This is a genomic window from Candidatus Leptovillus gracilis, from assembly GCA_016716065.1.
In the GTDB taxonomy this organism is placed as follows: Bacteria; Chloroflexota; Anaerolineae; order Promineifilales; family Promineifilaceae; genus Leptovillus; species Leptovillus gracilis.
In genome coordinates this window covers 1-22,977 of the sequence record JADJXA010000012.1, presented here as the reverse complement: position 1 = coordinate 22,977, position 22,977 = coordinate 1, and the positions used below count along the sequence as shown (strand labels likewise).

Below are 22,977 nucleotides of genomic sequence, written 5' to 3'. Positions count from 1 at the left end.
AAATTTGCGTCAGGCGTAAGCCAGACGGTTATTTCTTGTCACAACTTTATCACAAGTTTGTCACAGGAATTATCACAACCGATGGCTATGCTCCCCCCGTTAAAGAGTCTGCTTTGTCAGAGCTTGCACCGTTGGGGGCATATCCTCGGGCTGAGAGCAACACAGCACTTCCGATGATATTGCAGGAGGAGTCATTTGTTAAAACAGACTATGTACCGTAAAGTAAATTGGCGGGCGCTTGCCCGGCGTTTATTCTTGACTGGCTTTTTACTTGCCCTGGCCCTGTACGCCCTCTGGCCCTGGCTGCCCGGCATCGGCGCCGCGCCCACCCGCACCATCGTTCTCTACGGCTTCAGCATCCTGGGCGAGGTGATGAACGAAGGCGTCTTTCCCGCCTTCGCTGAGGAGTGGCAGGCGCAAACGGGCGAAAAGGTGGAATTCATTTCTGCTTTTTCAAGTTCTGGCACTGTCACCAACCAGATGATCATGGGTGTACCGGCCGAAGTCGCTATCCTATCCCTGGAATTAGACGCCCAGCGGCTGGTGGATAGCGGCGTCCTAGCCGGCCCCACCTGGAAGGGTTTGCCCCATGAAGGCGTAGTCAACCGCACGCCCTTCATCATCCTCGTCCGGCCGGACAACCCCAAAGAGATCGCCGATTTTAGCGACCTGACTCGCCCCGGTATTGGCGTTGTTCATCCTGATCCATTAACCTCGGGTGGGGCGCTGTGGGCGATTTTGGCCGAGTATGGCTCTGTTATCCACCTGGGCGGTGGCGAAACGGCCGCTTACAACCAACTCCTGGGCATCTGGCGCAATGTGGTGGCCCAGGCCGCCTCCGCCCGCGCCACCCGCACCCAGTTCGAGAGCGGCTTCGGCGACGCCTTGATCACCTACGAGCAGGAAATTGTGCGCGACCGGGCGCGCGGCCGGCTGGCCGCCGAGCCGGTCTACCCACAAAGCACCATCCTCAGCGAACACACCGTCGTCGTGTTAGACCGCAACATCACTCCCGAACAACGCGACCTGATAAACGCCTTTGTCGCCTTCCTCTGGAGCGACACGGCGCAGCAAATCTTTGTCGAATACGGCTTCCGCAGCATAGACGATTCCCTGAACGCGGCCAATCCCGACTTCGGCGTCATCGCCGACCCCTTCACTGTCACCGACCTGGGCGGTTGGCAGGCCGCCAAACGGGAGATCGTAGACGCCATCTGGCGCGCCCAAGTCCTGCCGGAGCTTGGGCGATGATTGGTTTACGCGGAGGGCGCGGAGAAACATGGAGTTTTTACAGGTTTAATCTCTGTGCCCTCTGTGTCTCTGTGGTAAGCAGTTACGGAAGCTCCGTGTCACTTTCTTTGGAGGTTATTTATGACGACGATGACAACCGCCAGACGTTCAAAACGTTTCATCAATCTGGTCCCTGTTGGGCTGCTGCTGGCGGTGCTGCTGCCGCTGATCCTGATGCCTTTGTCGGCTATTTATGTCTTTGCCATCCGCGGCGGGCTGGGCAACTTCGTCCGCATCATCAGCGCGCCAGACGCCCAGTTTGCTTTGCGTTTTTCGATATTGATTGCGTTTGCTACGGCCGTTATCAACGGCATCATCGGCACATTCGCCGCCTACGTCCTATCCAAATATGAGTTTCGTGGTCGGGAAGCGTTAACCGTCGTCGTCAACTTACCCGTCGCCATTCCCACCGTCGTCGTTGGCACATCGCTGCTCTTGCTCTGGGGGCCAATTGGTCTGCTCGGCCAATTCCTGGACCCTCTCGGCATCCAGCCGATGTTCGCCCCGGCGGGGGTGCTGTTGGCCCATCTTTTCGTCACCTTCCCCTATATGCTTGGCTCCGTTAAGCCGGTGCTGGATGAATTGGAAGTAACCTACGAGGAAGCAGCTTACACCATCGGGGCCAACCGCTGGCAGACCTTTCGCTACGTCATTCTGCCGGCGCTGAAGGGCGGGCTGTTCTCCGGCAGCTTGCTCACCTTCGCCCATTCGCTGGGCGAGTTTGGCGCGACGGTCATCGTCAGCGGCAACTTGCGCCTGCGCACCCAGACTGCGCCGCTCTACATCTTCGCCCAATTCGAGGCGGGCAATATAGAGTCGGCCAATGCCGTGGCCGCCGTCCTGGCGACACTCTCGTTTGTGCTGTTCTTCATCCTTATTCGCTTCACGCAGCGGCCGCGCGGCAAAACGGTATAAATATCATGTCTATTATCCTGACTAATCTCACCAAACGCTACGATAGCAACGTGGTGGTTAACGATGTCTCGCTGGAGGTGCACGACGGCGAGTTGTTTGTTTTGCTGGGGGGCAGCGGCAGCGGCAAAAGCACGATTCTGCGTATGATTGCCGGGCTGGTGGAACCGGAGAACGGCCGTATCGAGCTAAACGGCCGTGATGTCACCTACCTGCCTCCTCAGGAACGCGGAACCGGCTTCGTCTTCCAAAACTACTCCATCTTCCGCCACATGACGGTGGCCCAAAACGTGGAGTTTGGCCTGCAAATTCGTCGCGTTCCGTCGGAAAAACGGCAGCAGCGCAGCGCCGAACTACTGGAACTGGTCGGCCTGGCCGGGTTGGGCGGCCGCTATGCCGACCAACTCTCCGGCGGGCAGCAGCAGCGGGTGGCCCTGGCCCGCGCCCTGGCTTACGAACCGGCCGTGCTGCTGCTCGATGAACCTTTTGGCGCGCTGGATGTGAAGATTCGGGCACAACTGCGTAAAAGTCTGCGCGAAATCCAACGGCAACTGGGCGTGACGACCATTTTAGTCACCCACGATCAGGAAGAGGCGTTTGAACTGGCCGACCGTATTGGCGTGGTCCATCGCGGCCGACTGGTTGAAGTTGGTCAGCCGGAGGCGCTCTACCATCGGCCGCGCACAGAGCTGGCCGCCACCTTTATCGGCGGCGGCAACGTCATTGTCGGGCGCAAGGCGGGCGGCAGCATCCGCCTGGGCCAGATCACTCTGCCCATGCCGCCAGACGCGCCGCCCCACGACGAAGGCGCGCCGGTGCGCATTTTGTTCCGGCCGGAGACGGTGCTGCTGCAAACAGAGCCATACACCCTGGACCAGGGCGTCCATAGTTTGGGCCAGGGAGAGATTCGGGAGATGTTTTTTACCGGCGCTTTACAGCGGTTGACGTTGGCGGTGGACAATTTGCGCGGGGCACGGCCGTTATCCCCATCCCCAGCCTACGGCCAACGCACCACGCCCATCGAGGCCGCCCGTCCCAGTGACGCCAGCTCCGAGGCTGATTTTCAACCTGGCCGGTCCGTTTGGTTAGGGCTGCGTTACTTTCATGTGTTAGATCCGGCTGGATTAAAACTGCTCATTTACGCCGATGACTCGGCGGCCGGGGCGGTGGCTGCCTCTTTCGGCTGCCGCCTCGGTCAGGCCGCCGGGGGGCCGGTAACGCTGTTGGCCCTGGCCTCGGCTGGTGACCAGGTGGCCGAAACACAGAGCCGACTGGAAAAAGCAGTATCTTCGTGGCTGCCCCAACTGCCCCACCTGGAGACTCGTGTGCGTCAGGGCGGCATTGAGGAGATTTTGCGGGAAGCCCAGGCAGGCAGTTATGAGGTCGTTGTTTTGGGTCAGCCGACGGAAGGCGCCGACCCGGAACTGGCGGCGGACAACCACCGACTGCAACAACTGCTTCTCCGTTTTGGTGTATCTGTCTTGTTGGCCCCGGCCGCGCGTAATCAGGTGAAACGTGTCCTCATTTGCACGGCCGGCGGTGAGCCGGGTAAAAGCGATGTACGGCTGGGCGGGCGGATTGCCAGACGCACCGGCGCACGAGTGACTGCCTTTCATGTGCCACCGACCGGGTCCGCGCCGAAGAAGCGAGAACGCGCTGAGCGTCATCTGGCACAGGCGCAGGCGTCGCTGGAGGCGCTGGGTGTAATCAGCGATGTGAAAATTGGCGAGGGGATGGTGGTTGATGCGATCTTGCGCGAGGCGGAGCAGGGGGATTACGACCTGGTGGTAATTGGCGCGCCGGCCCCACTGGCGTCGCAGCAGCTTGTCTGGTCTGATCTGACGGGCGGCATTGTTGCCAGGGCCAAACTGCCCCTCCTCGTTGTGCCGATGGAGGGATAAAAAATAATCCCTTGTCAGGAAAAACCTGTCAACCAGCCAGGTGACTGTCAAGATTTTCCCGCTACTGCCAGACCTCCTTCTTCAGTTACACTCTCTCCATGTCTATACTGGCTGGAACGGCCGTTTCCTTCCGTTCCCACCCTGAACCCCAAGACCAACAAGGAGGTCTCCTTATGTCCCTAGTTGAAGAGAAAACCACCACAACCGGGACGACGGCCGCACCCGACAGCACCCGGCGCGATTTTCTGCGCACCCTGTTTGGTACAGCGGGCCTGGCCGCCATCGCAGCCACCCCCGCCGGGAAAATGCTGGAAGACAAGACGGCCGTTGCCGTCTTCACCATCGCCCAGCAAACCGGCGCCGTCCCCGAAATAGACACCAACGCCGATGTCATCACCCGCATGAACGCCGACCTGGCCCGCGCCCTACAAAAGCAGCCGGCCGAGCGCCGCTGGGTGATGGTCATAGATTTGCGTAAATGCGTCGGCTGCCACGCCTGCACCATCGCCTGCGTGGCTGAAAACAAGCTGCCACCCGGCGTTGTCTATCGCCCCGTCCTCGAAGAAGAGTGGGGGACGTATCCCAACGTTGGCCGCCGCTTTGTGCCGCGCCCCTGTATGCAGTGCGAAAACCCGCCCTGCGTGCCCGTGTGCCCGGTGGGGGCCACCTTCACCAACGAAGAAGGCATTGTGGAGATGAACTACGAGCGCTGCATCGGCTGCCGCTACTGCATCACCGCCTGCCCCTACTCCGCCCGTACCGCCGACTTTGGCTTCACCTATAACGAGGGTCTTCCCATCGCCGAAGGGCTTATTCTCGGCCAAACAACAGCCGACGATTACGAGCGGATCAGCAATTTTGAGTATGGACGGGGTTATGACCGTCCCGAAGGCAAACGCAGTTCCCCTATCGGCAATGCCCGCAAATGCCATTTCTGCCAGCACCGCATCAAAGAAGGTATTTTGCCTGCTTGCGTCACCACCTGCATCGGCCGCGCCACCTACTTCGGTGACGCCAACGACCCCTTCGCTTTGGTGACAGGGTTGGTTGCCAGCCCCAACGTCATGCGTTTGAAAGAAGAATTAGGCACTGAGCCACGAGTCTATTACCTAACTTAAGGAGGCGAATCATGGCAGAGACAACATTTGACACGCAGTCCAAAAAACGCCGTATCCAATTTACCTGGCGCAACACCGATATATTTTGGGTGGTTGGCGCTGTTTTGCTTCTTATTGGCTCCGTTGGCCTCTACCAACGGATAACCCAGGGACTGGCCCCCACTGCCCTGGGCAGCTATGTCCCCTGGGGTCTTTGGGTGGGCTTTTACGATTATCTGGTGTGGTTGGAAGTGGGCAGCCTGCTCGTCTTTACAACGTTGGTGTACCTGGTGCAGTTTAAACGTGTGGCGCGGCTCAAGCCGTTGGTCCTCTTCACCGGCTTTGTGGTGTTGTTGATGGCCTTGCTCATTGTTCTTCTGGACCTGGGTCAGGCGATGCGTTTTTGGCACGTGCTGATTTTTCCCACTTTTAGCTCTATGATCACCTGGATGGTGTGGCTGCACATCCTCTATATGTTGGTATTGGTGGCTGAATTGGCGCTGGTGCTAGATCTGCTAAAAGTGGAAGAGACCCGCAAAGCGACAGTTCTGAAACTGCTGGCTTACCTGAGCCTGCCCATAGGGATGGGTTTGATTATCGTCAGCGGGTCGGTTTTTGGCGTGGTGGCGGCACGGCCGTTGTGGAATACCTCCTCCCTGCCTCTCATGTTCCTCGTCTCTGCTCTGGCCGCTGGCAGCGGGCTGCTGCTGCTGCTCACCGTCCTCTTCTGGCCGGACAAAGAATCCACCGACTATGTGGAGGTTGTTACCCGCCTCAGCCGCATCACCGCCTGGTTTTTGTTAGCCGGCATTTTTGCCGCCAGCGTCATCGGCTTCACTACCCTCTATGGCGGCAGCCCATCGCGCACGGCCGCCATGCAGCTCATCCTCACCGGCCCCTTCTGGTGGAGCTTCTGGATCATCCACGTGCTGTTAGGCGTCTTCATTCCCATCTTGCTCCTCTTCATTCGCGGTCATCAACCCAAATGGGCTGGCGTCGGCGCCTTCCTTTCTGTCATCACCTTCGTCGCCGTCACGCTCAACGTGGTGATCCCCGTACTGGCAACGCCGGAACTGGAAGGATTGGCAACCGCCTTCCACCACACCAAACTCAACTTCAACTACGTGCCCAACGTGATGGAATGGTTGACCATCCTTTTCGTCTTGGGCCTCGGCGGCGTCCTCTATGGCCTCGGCCTGCGCTGGCTGCCCGTTATGGAAAGGATGAAGTAGGAATTATGAATGATGAATTGAGCAGAATCCTCTTGCTTCATAATTCATCCTTCATAATTCATAATTTCAATAAGGTGCTATGATGAAACAAAACGGAAACAAGCAACAACCCGAACAACCCAACGCCTGCGGTCTGTCGCGGCGCGATTTTCTAAAAATGTCGGCGGCTACCGGCGGCGCGGCGGCCATTCTCGGTGGTATGGGCGGTTTCGCCCGGCTGCTGGCCCAGACCGAAGGGGCGGATACCATCGCCCTGCACGATCCGGCCAACCAGATTTACACCGTCTGCCTGCAATGCAACACCGGCTGCGGCATTAAGGTGAAGCTGCTGGATGGCGTGGCCGCCAAAATTGACGGCAACCCGTACAGCCCGTGGACGCTGTGGCCTCATCTGCCCTACGAAACGCCCGTCAGCGAAATGGGCGGCGTGGAAGGGGGACTGTGCCCCAAAGGGCAGTCGGGCTTGCAATCAGCCTACGACCCCTACCGCATTGTCAGCGTCCTCAAGCGCAAACCGGGCACAAAACGCGGCGAAGGGCAGTGGGAGACCATCGCTTTTGACAAAGCGATTGAGGAAGTGGTCAATGGCGGCGACCTGTTTGGTGAAGGGCATGTGGACGGCTTCAAAGACCTTTACGCCCTCAGCGATTCGGCTGTCGCCAAGCAGATGGCCGACGCGGTGGCCAAGATTTGGGGCGAGAAAGACGCTGCCAAAAAACAAGACCTGGTGACCGAGTTTAAGACAACTTTTGCCGACAACCTGGATGCGATGATAGACCCCGACCATCCCGATTTGGGACCCAAGAATAATCAGTTCGCCTTTATTTGGGGGCGGCTGAAGAACGGCCGTGGCGACCTTTTCAAGCGCTTCGTCGGTGACAGCTTCGGCTCGATCAACGCCAACGGCCATACCACCGTCTGCCAGGGGTCGCTCTACTTCACCGGCAAGGCGATGAGCGAGCAGTGGGACGGCAGCAAATTCAGCGGCGGCTCCAAGTTTTACTGGCAAACTGATACAGCCAACAGCGACTTTGTTATCTACGTCGGCGCGAACATGTTCGAGGCCAACTATGGCCCGCCGCAGCGTGTGCCCAAAATGACCGAAGGGTTAATTCAGGGTAAGCGGTATGCGGTGGTAAACCCGCGCTTTAGCAAGGCCGCCTCCAAAGCGTGGCGGTGGGTTCCGATTAAGCCGGGTGAGGATGCGGCGCTGGCGTTGGCGATGATCCGGTGGGTGGTGGATAACGGCCGTTACAACCTCCCCTTCATCAGCAACGCCAACAAAGCCGCTGCCAATGCCAACGGCGAAGCCACCTGGACCACCGGCCCCTGGCTGGTGAAAATCAAAGACGGGCAGCCCGGCAAATTCTTGCGCGGCGCCGACCTGGAACTGACCGCCACCCGCACCGAAACCAACGATGAGGGCAAAGAAGTCACCATCTACACCGACCCCGATGGCGTGGATTACACCTTCGACCCCTTCGTCGTCCTGGCCGATGGCGAGCCGGTCCTCTTCGACCCCAACAGCACGGAAGCGCCCGCCTATGGCGATCCCTTTGTAGATGCCACCCTCAACGGCGTCGCCGTCAAGAGCGGCCTGCAAATCATCTACGAAGAAGCCACCTCGCGCACCATCGCTGAATGGGCTGAGATTGCTGGCATCAGCGAGCAAGATGTAGTGATTCTGGCCCGCGAATTCACCAGCCACGGCACCCGCGCCTGCGCCGACCTGCATCGCGGCGTCAGCCAGCACACCAACGGCTTCTACAACGTCATGGCCTGGTACACGCTCAACTGCCTCATCGGCAATGTGGACCACGTTGGCGGTATGATCAAAGGCACAACCTACGATTACACCGGCGCGAAGGCCAAAGGGCCGTTTGATCTGGGCAAGATGATCAACGGCAAGAACAGCAAGTTTGGCATAGACCTCCTGCGCACGACGACCACGTATGAAAAGTCTACCTTGTTTGGGGAATATCCGGCGCAACGGCCGTGGTTCCCCCTGGCGACCGATCTCTACCAGGAAGATGTGGCTTCCATGGACAGCATGTACCCCTACCAGGTGAAGATCGCCATGTTCTACATGAGCGCCATCAACTACGCGCTGCCCGCCGCCCACAAAGTCATCGAAACCCTGGCCGACCCAAACAAAATCCCGCTCATCATCACCAGCGACATTCTGGTGGGCGAAACCTCCACCTACGCCGACTACATCTTCCCCGATCTCTCCTACCTGGAGCGGTGGGAACTGCACGGCACGCATCCCTCCGTGCCCTGGAAAGTGGAGAACGTGCGCAACCCGGCCATCTCCATCCCCGGCTGGCCCACCGTCACCGTCTTCGGCGAAGAACTCCCCATGAGCGCCGAGGCGATGATGATGGCAATTGCCGAAAAGCTGGCCCTGCCCGGTTTTGGCCCCGATGGGTTGGGCGAAGGCGTGCCCTTCACCCGCCCGGAACACCTCTACCTGAAGCAGGTCGCCAACATCGCCTTTGGCGAAAAAGAAGACGCCAGCGACACCGTGCCGGAAGCCGACGACGAAGAACTGCGCCTCTTCCGCGAGGCGCGCCGCCATCTGCCCAAATCGGTCTATGATGAGGCCACCTGGAAAGAAGCAGTGGGCGGCGATGACAGCTTGTGGCGCAAAGTGGTGTACGTAATGAACCGGGGTGGACGTTACCAGGCCCACGCCAAAGCGTACAAAAGCGACCCCACCACCGGCGCGATGAACGTGCTGGTGAGCAACGCCTACGGCAAGCAGCTCAACCTGTACCAGGAAAAGACGGCCACCAGCATCAACACCATGACCGGGAAGCCATTCGCTGGCTATGCCGTCTACCTGCCGCCCGGCCTCTCCTCCCTGGGCGAAAAGATCGAGGACGCGGGCTACGACCTGACGCTCATCACCCACAAGGAGATTACGATGACCAAGGCGCGCACGATGAGCAACTACTGGCTGCTTGCCGTGCTGCCGGAGAACCCGGTGTTGATGAACGCCAGCGATGCTGCCAGTCTGGGGCTGAAAGATGGTGATCTGGTAAAAATCGTCTCTGCCAGCAACCCTGATGGTGTCTGGGATTTGCAGGATGGCACGCAGAAGCCGATGGTGAGCAAGCTGAAGGTGACACAGGGGATGCGTCCGGGTGTGGTCTCCTTTGCTCTGGGGTTTGGCCACTGGGCCAGCGGCGCGCGAGAAATCAGCATCAACGGCACAAAAATTGCCGGGGATGAGCGGCGCGGCACGGGCATTCACGCCAACGCGGCCATGCGCGTAGACCCGCACCTGGGCAACGTGACGCTGCAAGACCTGGCCGGTGGCAGCGCCGTGTTTTATGATACAAAAGTGAAGGTAATAAAGGCGTAGGCCATGAACCGTGTTCCGTAAACCGTAATCCGATTACGGTTTACGAAACACGGCCGTAAAGGAGTGAAGGCATGATAGGCCCATTGGGAACGACAGAACTGCTCATTATTTTGGTGGTGGTTGTGCTGCTGTTTGGCGTAGGCCGCATCGGCAAGATAGGCCATGAATTAGGCGCAGGGATTCGCGCCTTCAAACAAGGTTTACAAACGGCCGAATCTGAGGTTCGGGAACAGACTGAGTGATGCCAGACTTACAAGCTATTCTGGGGGTTTCCTCGGCGCAGCATCAGCATTTGTGCCCGCGCCAGGTGTTGGGGGCGCGCATCGGGCTGGCAGGCACGGCCTCCCTGGGACTGGACGTGCCGCGCAGCGATAAGCGGCTGCTGATTATCGTGGAGACGGATGGCTGCTTTGCCGATGGCGTAGCGGCAGCGACGGGCTGCACCATGGGCCACCGCACTTTGCGACTGGCCGATTATGGCAAGATTGGGGCCACCTTTGTGGATGTGAAAACGGAAACGGCCGTGCGCCTCTCCCCTCAACCCCAAATCCGACAACGAGCCTACCAGTATGCTCCCGACGAGAAAAAGCATTACTATGCCCAACTCATCGGCTACCAGCACATGCCCGATGACGAATTGTTGACCATCCAGCCCGTGCGCCTGAGTACGCCGGTCGGTCAAATCATCAGCCGGGCCGGGGTGCGGGTGAACTGCGCCGGCTGCGGCGAAGAGATCATCAATGAACGGGAGGTGGTGCGGGAGGGACGGCCGTATTGCGCGGCCTGTGCTGGCCCGGCTTACTACACGCCGGAAGCGCTGCTGTTTGCAGTAGATGGGGTGATGGTGCAGCGGGAAGGTGGCAGGTAACGGGCATCCCTCTGCCGACCGCCTCCCATCTTATGCTATACTTGGCGCATGGACGCATCTGAAGCAAAAGCATATACTCAGCGATGGGCTGCTGTCGCTGAAATAGAACAACAGGAACTCCAATCATACTCCGTCACCGAAAATTGGCGACAACTCAACGCCATCAGACGCCGTGCATCCCGCCTGGGTATTACGCGAGGGAATGATGATGGAGAAATGGAGTTGTTCCTGTTGTGGGCCAGGTTAAGGGCGCAATATGTCGCCAACTGAACAAAAGGAAGCCCACTATGACCGACAAACCGAAAGCCCACAACCAATTTATGACCGAATTCCCGGCTATCGCCGCCGCCTACGAACAACTGGCCGCCGCCAGCCACGACAATGGCCCCCTGGACGACAAAACCCGTCAGCTCGTTAAACTGGCCCTGGCCATTGGTCTGGGGCACGAAGGCGCCGTCCACGCCCACACCCGCCGCGCCCTGGAAGCCGGCATCAGCCCCGCCGAAATTAAACACGTCGTCACCCTGGCCGTCACCACATTGGGTATGCCCAACACCATCGCCGCCTACACCTGGGTCAATGACCTGTTGAATGGTTAATTATGAGTTGTGAATTGTGAATGAAGCGCAATTCAAACTTCACACTTCTCATGCGCTACTTTCTCCTCCTTGCCCTATTCCTTTTCGCGGGCTGTGCCGCGCCGCAAGCTGCGGCGTCGGTTAAGCTGTCGGAATTAGAGCCGCTGCCGAAGGTATCGGCAACGGCCGTTACCCCCCTGCGTGTTGCCGTCGCGGCTATTGTCTCCCCCAAAGGCACGGTAGACAGCTATGGCCCCCTGCTCGATTACCTCCAGGCCGAATTAGACCGCCCCATCGAATTGGTGCAGCGGCGTACTTATGGCGAGGTCAACGACCTGATCGAAAGCGGTGACGTAGACGTGGCTTTTGTCTGTACCAGCGCCTACGTGGTGGGCGAGCGGGAGTTCGACATGCAGCTATTGGCCGCGCCACAGGTGATGGGGGATACCATCTACCATTCGCTGCTGATTGTGCCCACGGACAGCCCGGCCGCAAGCATGGCTGACCTGCGCGGTATGGTCTTCGCCTTCACCGATCCCATCTCCACCAGCGGCCGTAATTACCCTATCGCTCTGGTGCAGCAGATGGGCGAGACACCGGAGAGTTTCTTCGGCCGCACCTTCTACACCTACAGCCACGACGATGCCATTCGTGCTGTCGCCAACCACGTAGCCGATGGCGCGGCCGTAGACAGCCTGGTCTACGCCTTCGCCATTGAACGCGAGCCGGACCTGGCCGAAAAAACCCGCGTCATCCACCAATCGCCCCCTTTTGGCATTCCGCCTGTCGTCACTGGCCCCACAGCGCGGCCGCAGTTGGTGGCCGAGATACAATCGGTGCTGCTAAATATGCGTAACACGCCCGCTGGCCGCGCCGCCCTGCAGGTGGCCGGGATGGATGGCTTTGTGTTGATTGAGGATGCTGTTTATGAGTCGGTACGGGAGTTGGAAACGGCCGTTAACCGTTAACCGCAATCTGTGAAACGATGGTCATTCACCATTTACAATTCACAATTCAAAATTCAGTCGTCTTCGCCCGCTTCTGGCGTTTTGCCGGCTCCTTTAGCGTGCGCACCAAAATCATGGGCATCGTGTTGGCCCTGGTCCTGCTGTTAGGCGTCGGCATCACCTTACAAGTGCGCGGCGTCCTGCGGCAGGCGCTGGAGCAGCGGCTGCAAGATCAGAGCATCTCTGTCGCCCGCGATGTGGCTGCCCGCGCCACGGATATGATCCTGATCAATGACCTGTTTGCCTTGCATCAACTGCTCATCGAAACCCAGGTAAACAATCCCGACGTGCGTTATGCTTTTGTCGCCGCTAACGACGGGACCATCCTGGCCCATACCTTTGGCCCTGGCTTCCCATCTGATCTGCTGGCGGCAAACCCGGTTCAGAGCGCCGACCATCATCGCACGGCGCTGCTAGAGACAGATGAGGGACTTGTGTGGGACACGGCCGTACCCATTTTTGATGGCAAAGCGGGTGTTGCCCGTATTGGGCTGTCTGAAGAGAGCATGAGGATGACGATGGACGCCCTGACTGGGCAAATGCTGCTGACGACAGTGATGGTTTCGGCTGTGGGCATCGCCGCCGCCACCTGGCTCACCTGGCTGGTAACGCGCCCCATCCTGGCCCTGAAACGGGCCGCCGAGGCCGTGGGGCAGGGGGACTTCCAGCAGACCATCCAGCCCTGGGCAGGCGATGAGATTGGCGAATTGACGGAAGCGTTTAACGCCATGACCGCCGATTTATCCCGCGCTGAGCAAGAACGGGCAGAACGGGACCAACTGCGCAGTCAACTGCTAGAGAAAGTGATCGCCGCTCAGGAAGAAGAGCGCCGCCGCATCGCCCGCGAGCTGCACGATGAGACGGGCCAATCGCTTACATCGTTGATGGTCCATTTGCAGATGGTTAACCAGCAGTGCCCGCTGCCGGAGACCCGCGAGCAGCTTGATGGCGTGCGGACGCTGCTGGCGCAGACGCTGGACAACGTGCATAACCTGGCGCTGGAACTGCGCCCCAGCGTGCTGGATGATCTAGGCCTGGCGGCGGCGCTGCGCCGTTATGTGCGCGATTACCAGGCGCGTTATCCGCTAGAAGTGGACCTGGAAGTGATGGGGTTGGCCGAGCGGCTGCCGCAAGGGGTGGAAACGGCCGTCTACCGCATCATCCAGGAAAGCCTGACCAACATTGCCCGCCATGCCCAGGCCACAACAGCCAGCGTTTTATTAGAGCAGCGCGGCGGCCGTCTTCGCGCCATTGTCGAAGATGACGGTGTGGGTTTTGACCCGGCGGCGGTGAACGGCAGCGGCCGCCTGGGGCTTTACGGGATGCGCGAACGGGCCGAGCTACTCAACGGAACTCTCACCATTGAATCTGAGCCAGGGCAGGGAACCAGCATCTTCATCGAGGTTCCCCTATGACGACACCCATCCGCATTCTCCTGGCCGATGACCACGCTGTCCTGCGAACCGGGTTGGCTGCCTTGCTCAACGCCCGCAGCGACATGACCGTCGTTGGTGAAGCCGCCGATGGCGCGGAGTTACTCACACTGGCGGAAGCAGCGCAGCCAGACGTGATTTTGCTTGACCTGACCATGCCACGCCTGGGTGGATTAGAGGCGCTGCCACTGCTGCGCCAGCGCGTACCTGCCGCCCGCGTCCTTATTCTGACCATGCACCAGGACGAAGGCTACCTGCGCCGGGCATTGAAGGGGGGCGCTGTCGGTTACGTCCTCAAAAAAGCGGCCGATATGGAGTTGATTGCTGCCATCCAGGCTATCATGCGCGGTGATATGTATGTGCATCCTTCCATGACCAGGGTGCTGTTGGAAGACATCACTCCAGAGAGGGACAATTCGGCAAGGAGTGATGAAGCCGACCAGTGGTCCACGCTGAGCGAACGTGAGCAAGAGGTACTCCAACTGGTGGCCCTGGGTCATACCAGCAAAGAGATCGCTGATCAGCTTTCGGTCAGCGCCAAAACAGTAGATACGTATCGGGCGCGAGGCATGGAAAAGCTGGGCCTGCGCAGCCGGGCGGCGTTGGTGCGTTTTGCGTTGGCCAAAGGGTTGATGGAGTAGCGTCATCCAGGCGCTAACGGCCGTAAACCGAAGTCCGTATCCCGTTTTCCGGTGGCATTGGTCAATCTCAGGATGGCTTTCGCAGCGGGAGTTGATTTGAAAACCGGGTCAGGAGCTCACCGTTAGTCTTACCTGATCGGGTGTTGTGTTCTGCCCTTCGGGGCCACAGACGGGGTGTTCCTGAATGCGCGCCGGGTCGAGAAAATAAGCAAACCAGGTACTCCAACGGGTGGCGGCAGGGCGGTCTACGCTGTAGTAAATCCAACGGCCGTCTACCCTGTCCCGCCGTGAGTGTACCAGACCAGCATTCTCCAAAATGCGGAAATGGTGCGAGAGCAAATTGGGGGCCAGTCCTAGCCGCTCTTGCAATTCGCAGTTGCAGGAATCGCCCTGCATCAGCTCGGCAAATATGCGCATCCGGTTGGGTTCGGCCAGGGCTTTAAGAACGGCCGTTATTTCGTTAATCTCTATCTCGTTTTCAGGCAGCATTTCTTTTGCTCCATATCAACATCAGGCTAATAATTCAATTTCAGTTGAAGCATAATCGGAGTCAGGCAAGCTGTCAAGGAACGGCCGTTTAGCTTCTACGACCTCACCACCAACACGTCCGGACTCAGCCGCGCCCGCCAGGCGATGATGCAGACGCCGCCAATTTAATGGGGCGGGCATTGTGAAAAAGGTGGCGCCGCCCGCCACAGCCAGCCGCCTGCTGGATGTGGGCGGCTGGCTGCCCATGCCACAAAAAGCGCTTACTGCCTGCGGCGATCACAACTGCGCCGAATTGTGGGCTTAACAAAGGCACTTTTGCCGATAGTCACCTCCCCCATTTTCTGTCATACTACGCACCATGAACATTTTACAAGCCATTGGTCTCGGTAAACAGTATCAAATGGGGGAGGTAGCCGTCGCCGCGCTGCGGTCAGTGGATTTCGCCGTCCGCCAAGGGGAGTTTGTCGCCATCATGGGGCCGTCCGGCTCGGGCAAATCTACGCTGCTGCACCTGCTTGGCGGGCTGGATACGGTCAGCGACGGGGAGATCATCCTCGACGGCCGTCGTCTGACCCATCTCACCGACGACGAAATTACCGTTGTCCGGCGGCGGCAAATTGGCTTCATCTTCCAATTCTTTAACCTGCTGCCCACCCTCACAGCCGCCGAAAACGTCGCCCTGCCGCTGCTGATTGACGGCCGTTCCCTCAATGCCTACCAGGAGCGGATTGACGAACTATTGACCCTGGTGGGGCTGGCCGACCGGCGTGACCATAAACCCGACCAACTCTCTGGCGGGCAGCAGCGGTTGGCCGTCGCCCGCCCCCTCATTACCGCCCCGGCCATTGTCCTGGCCGACGAGCCGACGGGCAACCTGGACAGCCAGGCAGGCGGCGACATTTTGCGCCTGCTGCGCCGCGCCTGCGACGAGAAAGGACAGACCATCGTCATGGTTACGCACGATCCCCGCGCCGCTGAGTTTGCCGACCGGGTGGTCCAGCTTCAGGACGGCCGGATCATTTGATCTTTCAAAAGATGCCCACCTCCTTGATCTTCTTCCTTGCCCGGCGTAATTTAGCGCAGGATAGGCTGCGGGCGCTGGTTAGCATGGTCAGCGTGGCTCTGGGAACGGCCGTCGTCGTCGCCGCCGATTTTGTCGGGGCGGCCATTCGCCGCGCCGGGGAGGAGATGAGCGAAGGGGGAACCGTCCCGTTTGTCAGCGAGTTTCTCAACGTCAGCCTCAGCCTGACCGGGCTGATTATTCTGCTGGTGGCCGCCTTCCTCATTTTCAACGTCTTTGGCATGAGCGTGACGCGGCGGCGGAGGCAGATTGGGGCGCTGCGCGCGTTGGGGATGACGCGGGGGCAAATCGGCCGTCTGGTTCTGGCCGAAGCGATCTTGATCGGCGGCCTGGGCGCGGTGGCGGGCGCGGCGCTGGGGCCGTTGTTGGGCTGGCTCATTGTAAGCTTGCTGGCGGCCGTCGCCGGAGTCGCGCATGGGGCGGGGACGATGACGGCCGTTAATTTAATGCTGGCGATGTCCGCCGGAATGGGCGTGACGCTGCTGGCGACGATTCTGCCGGCGGCCCGCGCCTTAGCCATTTCCCCCCTGGCTGCTTTACGCGCTGCCGCCGCGGAAGCCCCGCCCTGGCCGCGCCGCCGTTTGCTCGCCGCTGGCGCTTTAGGGCTGGCCTTGACCGGGTTGGCGCCACTTTATCTGATTGTGGACCCGCCCGCTGCCCGCGACCTTGTCCCGCCCTGGGACGGGGCGTTGACCGCTCTTTTTTCGCTGGGTTGGCTGCTGGGCTGGGCGGTAGCGCTGCCTCTGATTTTGCGCGGGACACGCCGGGCCGTTTTGGCTTTGAGCCGCCGGGCGCTGCCCCGCCTGATGGCCGACAATCTCATTCGCGCCCAGAGCCGCGTCATCCTGACCATCTTCACCCTCAGTCTGGCTTTGTTGACGATTACGGCCGTTACCGGCATCACCAGCTTTACCCTCAACGTGGCGATGAAACAGACCATGGCCACCGCTGGCCGGACGTGGGTCATTGTCGCCATGCCGCCGGTGGGGGAGGGGGCGGCCGTAGATTTTGGCGTTTTGAGCGGTTGGGATTTACAGGCGATGAAGTTGTCGCCGGAATTTGTGGATGGGATAACGGCCGTCAGCGGCGACCGGGCTTCGATTCTGCGTCTCCCCCAGGTCGTTGTGCCGGAACTGGCGACTTTGCCAGGGATGCCCGCCTACATGGCCGACGTCGCCGAACTGCGAGCGGGTGATCTGTTTGAATTTGCCGAAGGGGATTGGGCGACGGCCGATCCCTGGCTGCGCGAAGAGTGCGCCCTGTTGGTTATACCGCGCATCGCCGCCACCCTGGGCGCGGGCGTGGGCGACCGGGTGATTGTTACCGGGACGCGGGGGCCGGTAAGCTGCGTGGTGGCCGGTATTGGCGCCAACCGGATGATGATGGGCACTTCCATTATCGGCCAGGGGGCGGCGGCCGATTTTGACGTGGATATGGAACGGCCGTTTGGCCTGCTGGCTCGGCCTCGCCCCGGCGCGGATGTGGACGCTGTTATTGCCGACAGCCAGCGGCTGTTGGCCGACTATCCCACCTACAGCCTGATTGAACTGGAGAAATTCCTGGCCGACACAGACAGCATGTTAGCCACGCTCCAGGGAGCGCTGAACGGGATGCTGCTGTTGGCGATTGTGACCGCCGCCCTGGGTGTGGTCAACGCCACCGTCAGCGGCGTTGTGGAGCGGCGCGCCGAGTTGGGGCTGCTGCGCGCGGTTGGCGCGACGCGGCGGCAAGTTTTAACCGTCGTCGTGGGTGAGGCGGTTTTGTTGGGGTTGGTTGGCGGAGCAGTGGGCGCGTTGGCCGGACTTGGGCTGGTCGTGATTTTTATTCTGGTGAACGGCGGCAATTTGTACGGGCTGGTTGATTTGGATCTGGCGCAGAGCGTCCGCCTTAGTTTACCGGCGGCTGCGCGGGCAGGGCTGGTGGGAGTGGTCGCCGCGCCGCTGATCGCTGCCTTTGCCGCTTACTGGCCGGCTGTCCACTTTTTACGCGGCACGGCGATCAGTATGCAGGATCGCTGAATCGCTGGTGGGATTTGCCGAGGCGGCGACGGCCGTAGAAGATAAGCAGGGTGGCTTCAGGCGCAATGCGCGTGACCGCCTCCCGCCTCCCAATTTGCGCGTGTAGATGGTGGGGCGGAACGGCCGTTCATAAAGCTGACAGACCGTTCCTCTTGACTTCTAAAAATCCGAAGCTATATTTGATATAAAGTATCAATGATATTAAATATCAAACAGGAGCGAGGATAATTAGAATGACAAATACCCTGCTACAACGGTTCACAACACTGCTTGTGATTATTGTATTGGCGCTGGCGGCCGTGGGCTGTTCCACCGGCACAGCCACAGAAGAACCGGCAGCGACTGGCGCAGAATCGGCGGCAACGGCTGTTACAGAAACAACGACTGAGGACGCGCAGACAGAAGAGACCGCCGCCGACCATGACCATGAGGCCGAAACGGCCGACGAACATGAGCATGAAGAGGCCGCCTCAGCGGACATGCTCACCCTGCCGGAATTGGCGGCGGCCGAACTGAATGGCGAACCGCTGCGCGTCGTCGCCACCACCAGCATCATCGGCGATGTGCTGGCGCAGGTAGGTGGTGACGCCATCGCCCTGAATGTGTTGATGGGACCGGGCCAGGATCCCCACAGTTACACCCCGGCGGCACGAGATTTAACGGCCGTTACCGACGCCCACGTCATCTTCATCAACGGCTGGAACCTGGAAGAAGGGTTGGTCGGCGACCTGGAGAGCATCGGTGAAAGCGTCCCCGTCGTGCCCATCTCCGCCAACATCGCCCCCCTGGCCTTTGCCGAAGAAGACCATGCGGACGAAGAACATGCGGAAGAGGAAGCCGAACACCACCACAGCGGCGCTGATCCGCACGTCTGGTTCAGCATTCACAACGTCGAACATTGGGTAGAGAACGCCGTGCAGATCCTGAGTGAGCTCGACCCGGCCAACGCCGCCACCTTTGCCGCCAATGCCGCCGCCTACCAGGAATCACTGGCAGAATTGGAAAGCTATGCCGAGACGCAATTGGCCGTTATCCCGATGGAGAAACGTTTCCTGGTCACCAACCACGACGCCTTCGGCTACCTGGCTCGAGACTACGGCTTTAACGTGTTGGGCACGGTCATTCCCAGCACCAGCACGCTGGCCGAACCCTCAGCCAGCGACCTGGCCGACCTGATTGCCGCGATGCAAGAGCACAACGTGTGTACCATCTTCACAGAAACAACCCTGAACGATGCCCTGGCGCAAACGGTGGCCGCTGAACTGGATGGCTGCGACAACGTGCAGGTCTTGAAGCTGTACACCGGCGCACTTGGCCCGACCGGCAGCGGCGCCGACAGCTACATCAGCATGTTCCGCGCCAACATAGACGCAATTGTAGCCGGTTTGAGATAAGCGAGAGCGAGAGCGAGAGGAATATTCTTGTTCTTCCTCTCGCTCTCGCTCTACCCTCTACCCATCTTATGGACGCGCAAGTGGAGAAGATCCAGGCGGTTTTGGCGCAGCATGGGTATCGTCTGACGGTTTCCCGCCAGGCAATTATTGCTGCCCTGGTAGGCTGCGAGGGGCACATCACGGCCGATGGTCTGGTGCGGCACGTGCGCCAAAACGCGCCGGAAGTCGGCCGGATGACGGTTTACCGCACATTGGATTTGCTGTGTGAAATGGGCGTCGTTCGCCCCATCTACCAGGGCACAGGCGCCGCCCACTATGTCCTGATGGCGAATGGCAGTCACCAACATCTCATCTGCACGCGCTGTCATGGCGTGATTGAGTTTGAGGATTGTCTGGCGAACGGCCTGGCGCAGCAGTTGGCGGACCAGTTCAATTTCCATGTTTTCAGCCATTTGTTGGAACTGCATGGGCTGTGCGAAAACTGTTATCGTTAAGGCAACGGCCGTAACTGCCCGCCTCTTTTTTTTGTCAATAATAGTGATATTTTGTATTAATTAAATCCATAACCCGTTATCTACGAATTGCGGAACACGGATTACGGATTACGGATTACGAACCACGAGCATCCAAGACAATGCCCATTTACGTCTACAAATGCCCTGATTGTGAAATCGAAGTTGAGGAGCGGCGCAAAATGAGCCAGGCCGATGATCCGCTGACCTGCCCGTTTTGCGGCGACCTGCTCGTGCGTGGCCTTACCTCGTTCATGGTCAACACGGGGCGCGGCACGGCCGTTTCCCCTTCCGAGACACAGCCAGCCGCCCATGCCGCCGGTTGTCCCTGCTGTTATCCCATCACAAGGAGATGAAAGGGTTGGTTCACCAACCTGTGAAACGACGCTTATGAAACAGAGCAAAATGACCAACGGCCGTATCCCCCTCGCCATCCTCACCGGCTTTTTGGGCGCGGGCAAGACGACGCTGCTCAACCACATCCTGCACGGTGACCATGGCCTGCGCATTGCCGTGCTTGTCAACGATTTTGGCGCGGTCAACATAGACGCGCAGTTGGTGGTCGGCGTGGATGGCGAAGATACCGTCAATCTGGCCAACGGCTGCATCTGCTGCACCATCCGCGACGATTTGCGCCTGGCGACGGAGAAAATATGCCAGCGGCCCGACCCGCCCGACCACATCGTGGTGGAAACCAGCGGCGTCTCCGACCCCCTGGCGGTCGCCCACACCTTTTTACTGCCGCCCCTGCGCGACGCCGTTTTGCTGGAAGCGATCATCACCATCGTGGACGCCGAACAGGTGGGCAGCATCCCCCGCGAAAACCAGGTGTTGGCGATGGACCAGATCGGCACGGCCGACATCGTCATCGTCAACAAGGTAGACCTGGTGACGCCGACCCAACTGACTCGCGTCAGACAGTACATCCGCCAGATTGCGCCCAAATCGCGCATTCTGGAAACCAGTTTTGGGCAGACGCCGGTAGACCTGCTGCTTGGTCTCGGTCTGTCGCTGCCTTTCCAGCCGCCTACTCGTTCCGCCCACGATGTCCACGTCCACGGTGTCCACGAGGATGACGGCCACGAAGACCACCATGACCACGAGCATGACCATGAACATGGCGACCATACGCTGTTGTTCCACACCTGGCATTACCGGGAGCAACGGCCGTTTACCTTCAAAGCCATCAAACAGGCCGTCAACAACCTGCCCACCACCATCTATCGCGCCAAGGGCTTTCTCTACCTGGATGAAGCTCCCGACCGCCAATGCGTTTTGCAAATCGTAGGCAAACGAGTCCACCTGGTCGTGGGCGAACCGTGGGGCAGCCGCCAGCCGGAAACCTCCCTCGTCTTCATCGGCCAGGCCAATGGCGTAGACCCGGCGTTGCTGGCTGCCTCGTTTGCCGCCTGCCTGCATGAAAATCAAACGCCGCAATCGCCCTTGAAAACGGCCGTTAACTGGGTCCGTGACGCCTGGAGTCTGGCCGCCGGGTAGTTTTTTTTGTCAATATAAATGATATAAAGTATCAGTAAGAACGAAGGACAATTCATGAAATCCAACGGACAACCATCTCTGGACAGCCGCCTGCCCGTCACCGTCTTATCCGGCTTTTTGGGCGCGGGCAAAACAACCCTGCTCAACCACGTGCTGCACAACCGCGAAGGGCTGCGCGTGGCCGTCATCGTCAACGACATGAGCGAGGTGAACATAGACGCGCAGTTGGTGAGCAATGGCGACGCTAACCTGAGCCGCACTGAAGAGAAGCTGGTGCAGATGAGCAATGGCTGCATCTGCTGCACGCTGCGCGAAGATTTGCTGCTGGAAATCGGCCGGTTGGCGGGCGAAGAACGCTTCGACTACCTGCTCATCGAGGCCACCGGCATCGCCGAACCGCTGGCGATTGCCGCCACCTTTGATTTTCCGGTGGATGACAACGGCCGTTCCCTGGCTGACATCGCCCGTTTAGACACCATGCTCACCGTGGTAGACGCCGCTACCTGGCTGGCCGAATACACCAATCAGCAAACCCTATTGGAGCGGGGATTAGCCGTCACCGACGACGACGGCCGTACCCTGGCCGACTTGCTGGTGGAGCAGGTGGAGTTCGCCAACGTCATCCTCATCAACAAAACCGACCTGGTAACGGCCGACGACCTGGCCCGGTTGAAGAGCTACCTGCATCGCTTCAACCCGGACGCGGTGGTGCTGGAGAGTAGATACGGCCGTATCGCCCTGGACCGGGTGCTGAACACCGGCCTGTTCAACCTGGACGCCGCCGCCCAACTGCCGCGCTGGGCCATCGAGCTGCAAGGCCACCACATCCCGGAGACCGACGAGTATGGGATTAGCAGTTTTGTGTATCGGGCGCGACGGCCGTTTCATCCCCAACGCCTGCTAGACTTCATCGAGGGCGGCGGCTTCAAGAGATTACTCCGCTCCAAAGGCTTTCTCTGGCTCGCCAGCGACACCGACATGGCCTACTACTGGTCGCAGGTGGCGCGGCACGGCTACTTCCAACTGGCCGGCCGCTGGTGGGCCGCCGAACCCCGCGCAAACTGGCCCGACGACGCCGAAGTCCAGTTGGAAATCACCGAAGCGTGGGCTGAACCCTACGGCGACCGCCGCCAGGAGATTGTCTGCATCGGCCAGAAGCTCAAGAAGGAGAAGCTCACCGCCCGCCTGGACGCCTGTCTGCTCACCGACGCCGAGTTCGCCCGCTGGCAAACGGGGCAGTTGACCCTGGAAAACCCATTCCTCATGCAAACCGATGAAGGAGAAGATGATGACAAATACATAACCCAACCAACCGACGGCAGCGGCCCAAAAACCTGACCCACGTAGACCTGGATTACAAACGACCGGAGACTCTGCGCCCCTTTATCACCGAATTTGGCCGGATTCGCCCCCGCCGCCAGACGCGCCTCAGTGCCGCCAAACAGCGCGAGTTGGTGCGCGAAGTGAAACGCGCCCGCCACCTGGCGCTGCTGCCTTTTGCTGCTCCAGATTGATTTGAGTCATGAACGAGCCACAAGAGCAGCAGCGAGCGCTGGCTCGCATTCGCCAGGGATTGGCGACAAAGGTGCGCATTTTGGCGGCGCATGACGCCTGCCTGCTTTGCCGCCAATTTGAGGGCGTTTATGAATTTGATGACGCA

Annotated in this window: 22 protein-coding genes; 21 read left to right on the top strand and 1 reads right to left on the bottom strand. The window is 59.6% G+C overall.

The window, feature by feature from the left end; genetic code table 11:
• Positions 1-195 precede the first annotated feature (195 nt).
• The 12 genes from IPM39_22095 (at position 196) to IPM39_22040 (ending at position 14,326) form a co-directional block, all read left to right on the top strand.
• Complete coding sequence (locus IPM39_22095) at positions 196-1,251, top strand: substrate-binding domain-containing protein (GenBank protein MBK8988729.1); 1,056 nt, start codon at positions 196-198, stop codon at positions 1,249-1,251.
• 120 nt (positions 1,252-1,371) lie between these two features.
• Positions 1,372-2,205: a sulfate ABC transporter permease subunit gene (locus IPM39_22090; GenBank protein MBK8988728.1), complete on the top strand. Its 834-nt coding sequence runs from the start codon at positions 1,372-1,374 to the stop codon at positions 2,203-2,205.
• Between the two features lie 5 nt (positions 2,206-2,210).
• Complete coding sequence (locus IPM39_22085) at positions 2,211-4,103, top strand: ATP-binding cassette domain-containing protein (protein MBK8988727.1); 1,893 nt, start codon at positions 2,211-2,213, stop codon at positions 4,101-4,103.
• A 173-nt stretch (positions 4,104-4,276) separates the two neighbouring features.
• Entirely contained in the window at positions 4,277-5,221 is a 945-nt protein-coding gene (locus tag IPM39_22080; GenBank protein MBK8988726.1) for a 4Fe-4S dicluster domain-containing protein, read from the top strand.
• Between the two features lie 11 nt (positions 5,222-5,232).
• Positions 5,233-6,432, top strand: coding sequence for a polysulfide reductase NrfD (nrfD, locus tag IPM39_22075; GenBank protein ID MBK8988725.1), 1,200 nt, complete (start codon positions 5,233-5,235; stop codon positions 6,430-6,432).
• Between the two features lie 82 nt (positions 6,433-6,514).
• Positions 6,515-9,799, top strand: a complete 3,285-nt coding sequence (locus tag IPM39_22070; GenBank protein MBK8988724.1) for a molybdopterin-dependent oxidoreductase — start codon at positions 6,515-6,517, stop codon at positions 9,797-9,799.
• 71 nt (positions 9,800-9,870) lie between these two features.
• Complete coding sequence (tatA, locus tag IPM39_22065) at positions 9,871-10,041, top strand: twin-arginine translocase TatA/TatE family subunit (protein MBK8988723.1); 171 nt, start codon at positions 9,871-9,873, stop codon at positions 10,039-10,041.
• The gene (locus tag IPM39_22060; protein ID MBK8988722.1) at positions 10,041-10,667 is read left to right on the top strand and encodes a TraR/DksA C4-type zinc finger protein; all 627 of its coding nucleotides are present in this window, start codon (positions 10,041-10,043) and stop codon (positions 10,665-10,667) included. The genes tatA and IPM39_22060 overlap by 1 nt, the downstream gene beginning before the upstream one ends.
• Before the next feature lie 287 nt (positions 10,668-10,954).
• Positions 10,955-11,266, top strand: a complete 312-nt coding sequence (locus IPM39_22055) for a carboxymuconolactone decarboxylase family protein (protein ID MBK8988721.1) — start codon at positions 10,955-10,957, stop codon at positions 11,264-11,266.
• A gap of 50 nt (positions 11,267-11,316) precedes the next feature.
• Positions 11,317-12,213, top strand: coding sequence for a phosphate/phosphite/phosphonate ABC transporter substrate-binding protein (gene phnD / locus IPM39_22050; GenBank protein ID MBK8988720.1), 897 nt, complete (start codon positions 11,317-11,319; stop codon positions 12,211-12,213).
• A gap of 17 nt (positions 12,214-12,230) precedes the next feature.
• Complete coding sequence (locus tag IPM39_22045; protein MBK8988719.1) at positions 12,231-13,667, top strand: HAMP domain-containing protein; 1,437 nt, start codon at positions 12,231-12,233, stop codon at positions 13,665-13,667.
• Positions 13,664-14,326, top strand: a complete 663-nt coding sequence (locus IPM39_22040) for a response regulator transcription factor (GenBank protein ID MBK8988718.1) — start codon at positions 13,664-13,666, stop codon at positions 14,324-14,326. Before IPM39_22045 ends, IPM39_22040 begins: the two co-directional genes overlap by 4 nt.
• A 108-nt stretch (positions 14,327-14,434) precedes the next feature.
• On the opposite strand, the gene IPM39_22035 is transcribed toward IPM39_22040, so the two are convergent.
• On the bottom strand, positions 14,435-14,815 hold the full coding sequence (locus tag IPM39_22035; protein MBK8988717.1) for a winged helix-turn-helix transcriptional regulator: 381 nt from the start codon (positions 14,813-14,815) through the stop codon (positions 14,435-14,437).
• Between the two features lie 358 nt (positions 14,816-15,173).
• Here IPM39_22035 and IPM39_22030 point away from each other — a divergent pair, with 358 nt between their 5' ends.
• From IPM39_22030 to IPM39_21990, 9 genes are all read left to right on the top strand, one after another.
• Positions 15,174-15,839, top strand: a complete 666-nt coding sequence (locus IPM39_22030) for an ABC transporter ATP-binding protein (GenBank protein MBK8988716.1) — start codon at positions 15,174-15,176, stop codon at positions 15,837-15,839.
• Positions 15,836-17,914: an ABC transporter permease gene (locus IPM39_22025; GenBank protein ID MBK8988715.1), complete on the top strand. Its 2,079-nt coding sequence runs from the start codon at positions 15,836-15,838 to the stop codon at positions 17,912-17,914. Before IPM39_22030 ends, IPM39_22025 begins: the two co-directional genes overlap by 4 nt.
• A 233-nt stretch (positions 17,915-18,147) precedes the next feature.
• Positions 18,148-19,308 carry a zinc ABC transporter substrate-binding protein gene (locus IPM39_22020; protein ID MBK8988714.1) on the top strand — a complete coding sequence of 387 codons (1,161 nt, stop codon included), beginning with the start codon at positions 18,148-18,150 and terminating at the stop codon, positions 19,306-19,308.
• 80 nt (positions 19,309-19,388) lie between these two features.
• Positions 19,389-19,802: a transcriptional repressor gene (locus IPM39_22015; GenBank protein MBK8988713.1), complete on the top strand. Its 414-nt coding sequence runs from the start codon at positions 19,389-19,391 to the stop codon at positions 19,800-19,802.
• Between the two features lie 140 nt (positions 19,803-19,942).
• Entirely contained in the window at positions 19,943-20,176 is a 234-nt protein-coding gene (locus IPM39_22010) for a zinc ribbon domain-containing protein (protein ID MBK8988712.1), read from the top strand.
• A 49-nt stretch (positions 20,177-20,225) separates the two neighbouring features.
• Positions 20,226-21,317 (top strand): GTP-binding protein, encoded by a 1,092-nt coding sequence (locus IPM39_22005; GenBank protein ID MBK8988711.1) that lies wholly within the window; start codon positions 20,226-20,228, stop codon positions 21,315-21,317.
• Positions 21,318-21,371: 54 nt separating this feature from the next.
• Complete coding sequence (locus IPM39_22000) at positions 21,372-22,655, top strand: GTP-binding protein (GenBank protein ID MBK8988710.1); 1,284 nt, start codon at positions 21,372-21,374, stop codon at positions 22,653-22,655.
• Positions 22,613-22,831, top strand: coding sequence for a 30S ribosomal protein S18 (locus tag IPM39_21995; protein MBK8988709.1), 219 nt, complete (start codon positions 22,613-22,615; stop codon positions 22,829-22,831). The genes IPM39_22000 and IPM39_21995 overlap by 43 nt, the downstream gene beginning before the upstream one ends.
• Positions 22,832-22,839: 8 nt before the next feature.
• A partial coding sequence (locus IPM39_21990; protein ID MBK8988708.1) for a hypothetical protein occupies positions 22,840-22,977 on the top strand: 138 nt, incomplete at its 3' end.

Excerpts from the sequence above, each read along its gene's own strand:
- IPM39_22090 (MBK8988728.1), top strand. The coding sequence starts at position 1,372 with ATGACGACGATGACAACCGCCAGACGTTCAAAACGTTTCATCAATCTG.
- IPM39_22085 (MBK8988727.1), top strand. The coding sequence starts at position 2,211 with ATGTCTATTATCCTGACTAATCTCACCAAACGCTACGATAGCAACGTG.
- IPM39_22080 (MBK8988726.1), top strand. The coding sequence starts at position 4,277 with ATGTCCCTAGTTGAAGAGAAAACCACCACAACCGGGACGACGGCCGCA.
- nrfD (MBK8988725.1), top strand. The coding sequence starts at position 5,233 with ATGGCAGAGACAACATTTGACACGCAGTCCAAAAAACGCCGTATCCAA.
- IPM39_22070 (MBK8988724.1), top strand. The coding sequence starts at position 6,515 with ATGAAACAAAACGGAAACAAGCAACAACCCGAACAACCCAACGCCTGC.
- tatA (MBK8988723.1), top strand. The coding sequence starts at position 9,871 with ATGATAGGCCCATTGGGAACGACAGAACTGCTCATTATTTTGGTGGTG.
- IPM39_22060 (MBK8988722.1), top strand. The coding sequence starts at position 10,041 with ATGCCAGACTTACAAGCTATTCTGGGGGTTTCCTCGGCGCAGCATCAG.
- IPM39_22055 (MBK8988721.1), top strand. The coding sequence starts at position 10,955 with ATGACCGACAAACCGAAAGCCCACAACCAATTTATGACCGAATTCCCG.
- phnD (MBK8988720.1), top strand. The coding sequence starts at position 11,317 with ATGCGCTACTTTCTCCTCCTTGCCCTATTCCTTTTCGCGGGCTGTGCC.
- IPM39_22045 (MBK8988719.1), top strand. The coding sequence starts at position 12,231 with ATGGTCATTCACCATTTACAATTCACAATTCAAAATTCAGTCGTCTTC.
- IPM39_22040 (MBK8988718.1), top strand. The coding sequence starts at position 13,664 with ATGACGACACCCATCCGCATTCTCCTGGCCGATGACCACGCTGTCCTG.
- IPM39_22035 (MBK8988717.1), bottom strand. The coding sequence starts at position 14,815 with ATGCTGCCTGAAAACGAGATAGAGATTAACGAAATAACGGCCGTTCTT.
- IPM39_22030 (MBK8988716.1), top strand. The coding sequence starts at position 15,174 with ATGAACATTTTACAAGCCATTGGTCTCGGTAAACAGTATCAAATGGGG.
- IPM39_22020 (MBK8988714.1), top strand. The coding sequence starts at position 18,148 with ATGACAAATACCCTGCTACAACGGTTCACAACACTGCTTGTGATTATT.
- IPM39_22010 (MBK8988712.1), top strand. The coding sequence starts at position 19,943 with ATGCCCATTTACGTCTACAAATGCCCTGATTGTGAAATCGAAGTTGAG.
- IPM39_22005 (MBK8988711.1), top strand. The coding sequence starts at position 20,226 with ATGACCAACGGCCGTATCCCCCTCGCCATCCTCACCGGCTTTTTGGGC.
- IPM39_22000 (MBK8988710.1), top strand. The coding sequence starts at position 21,372 with ATGAAATCCAACGGACAACCATCTCTGGACAGCCGCCTGCCCGTCACC.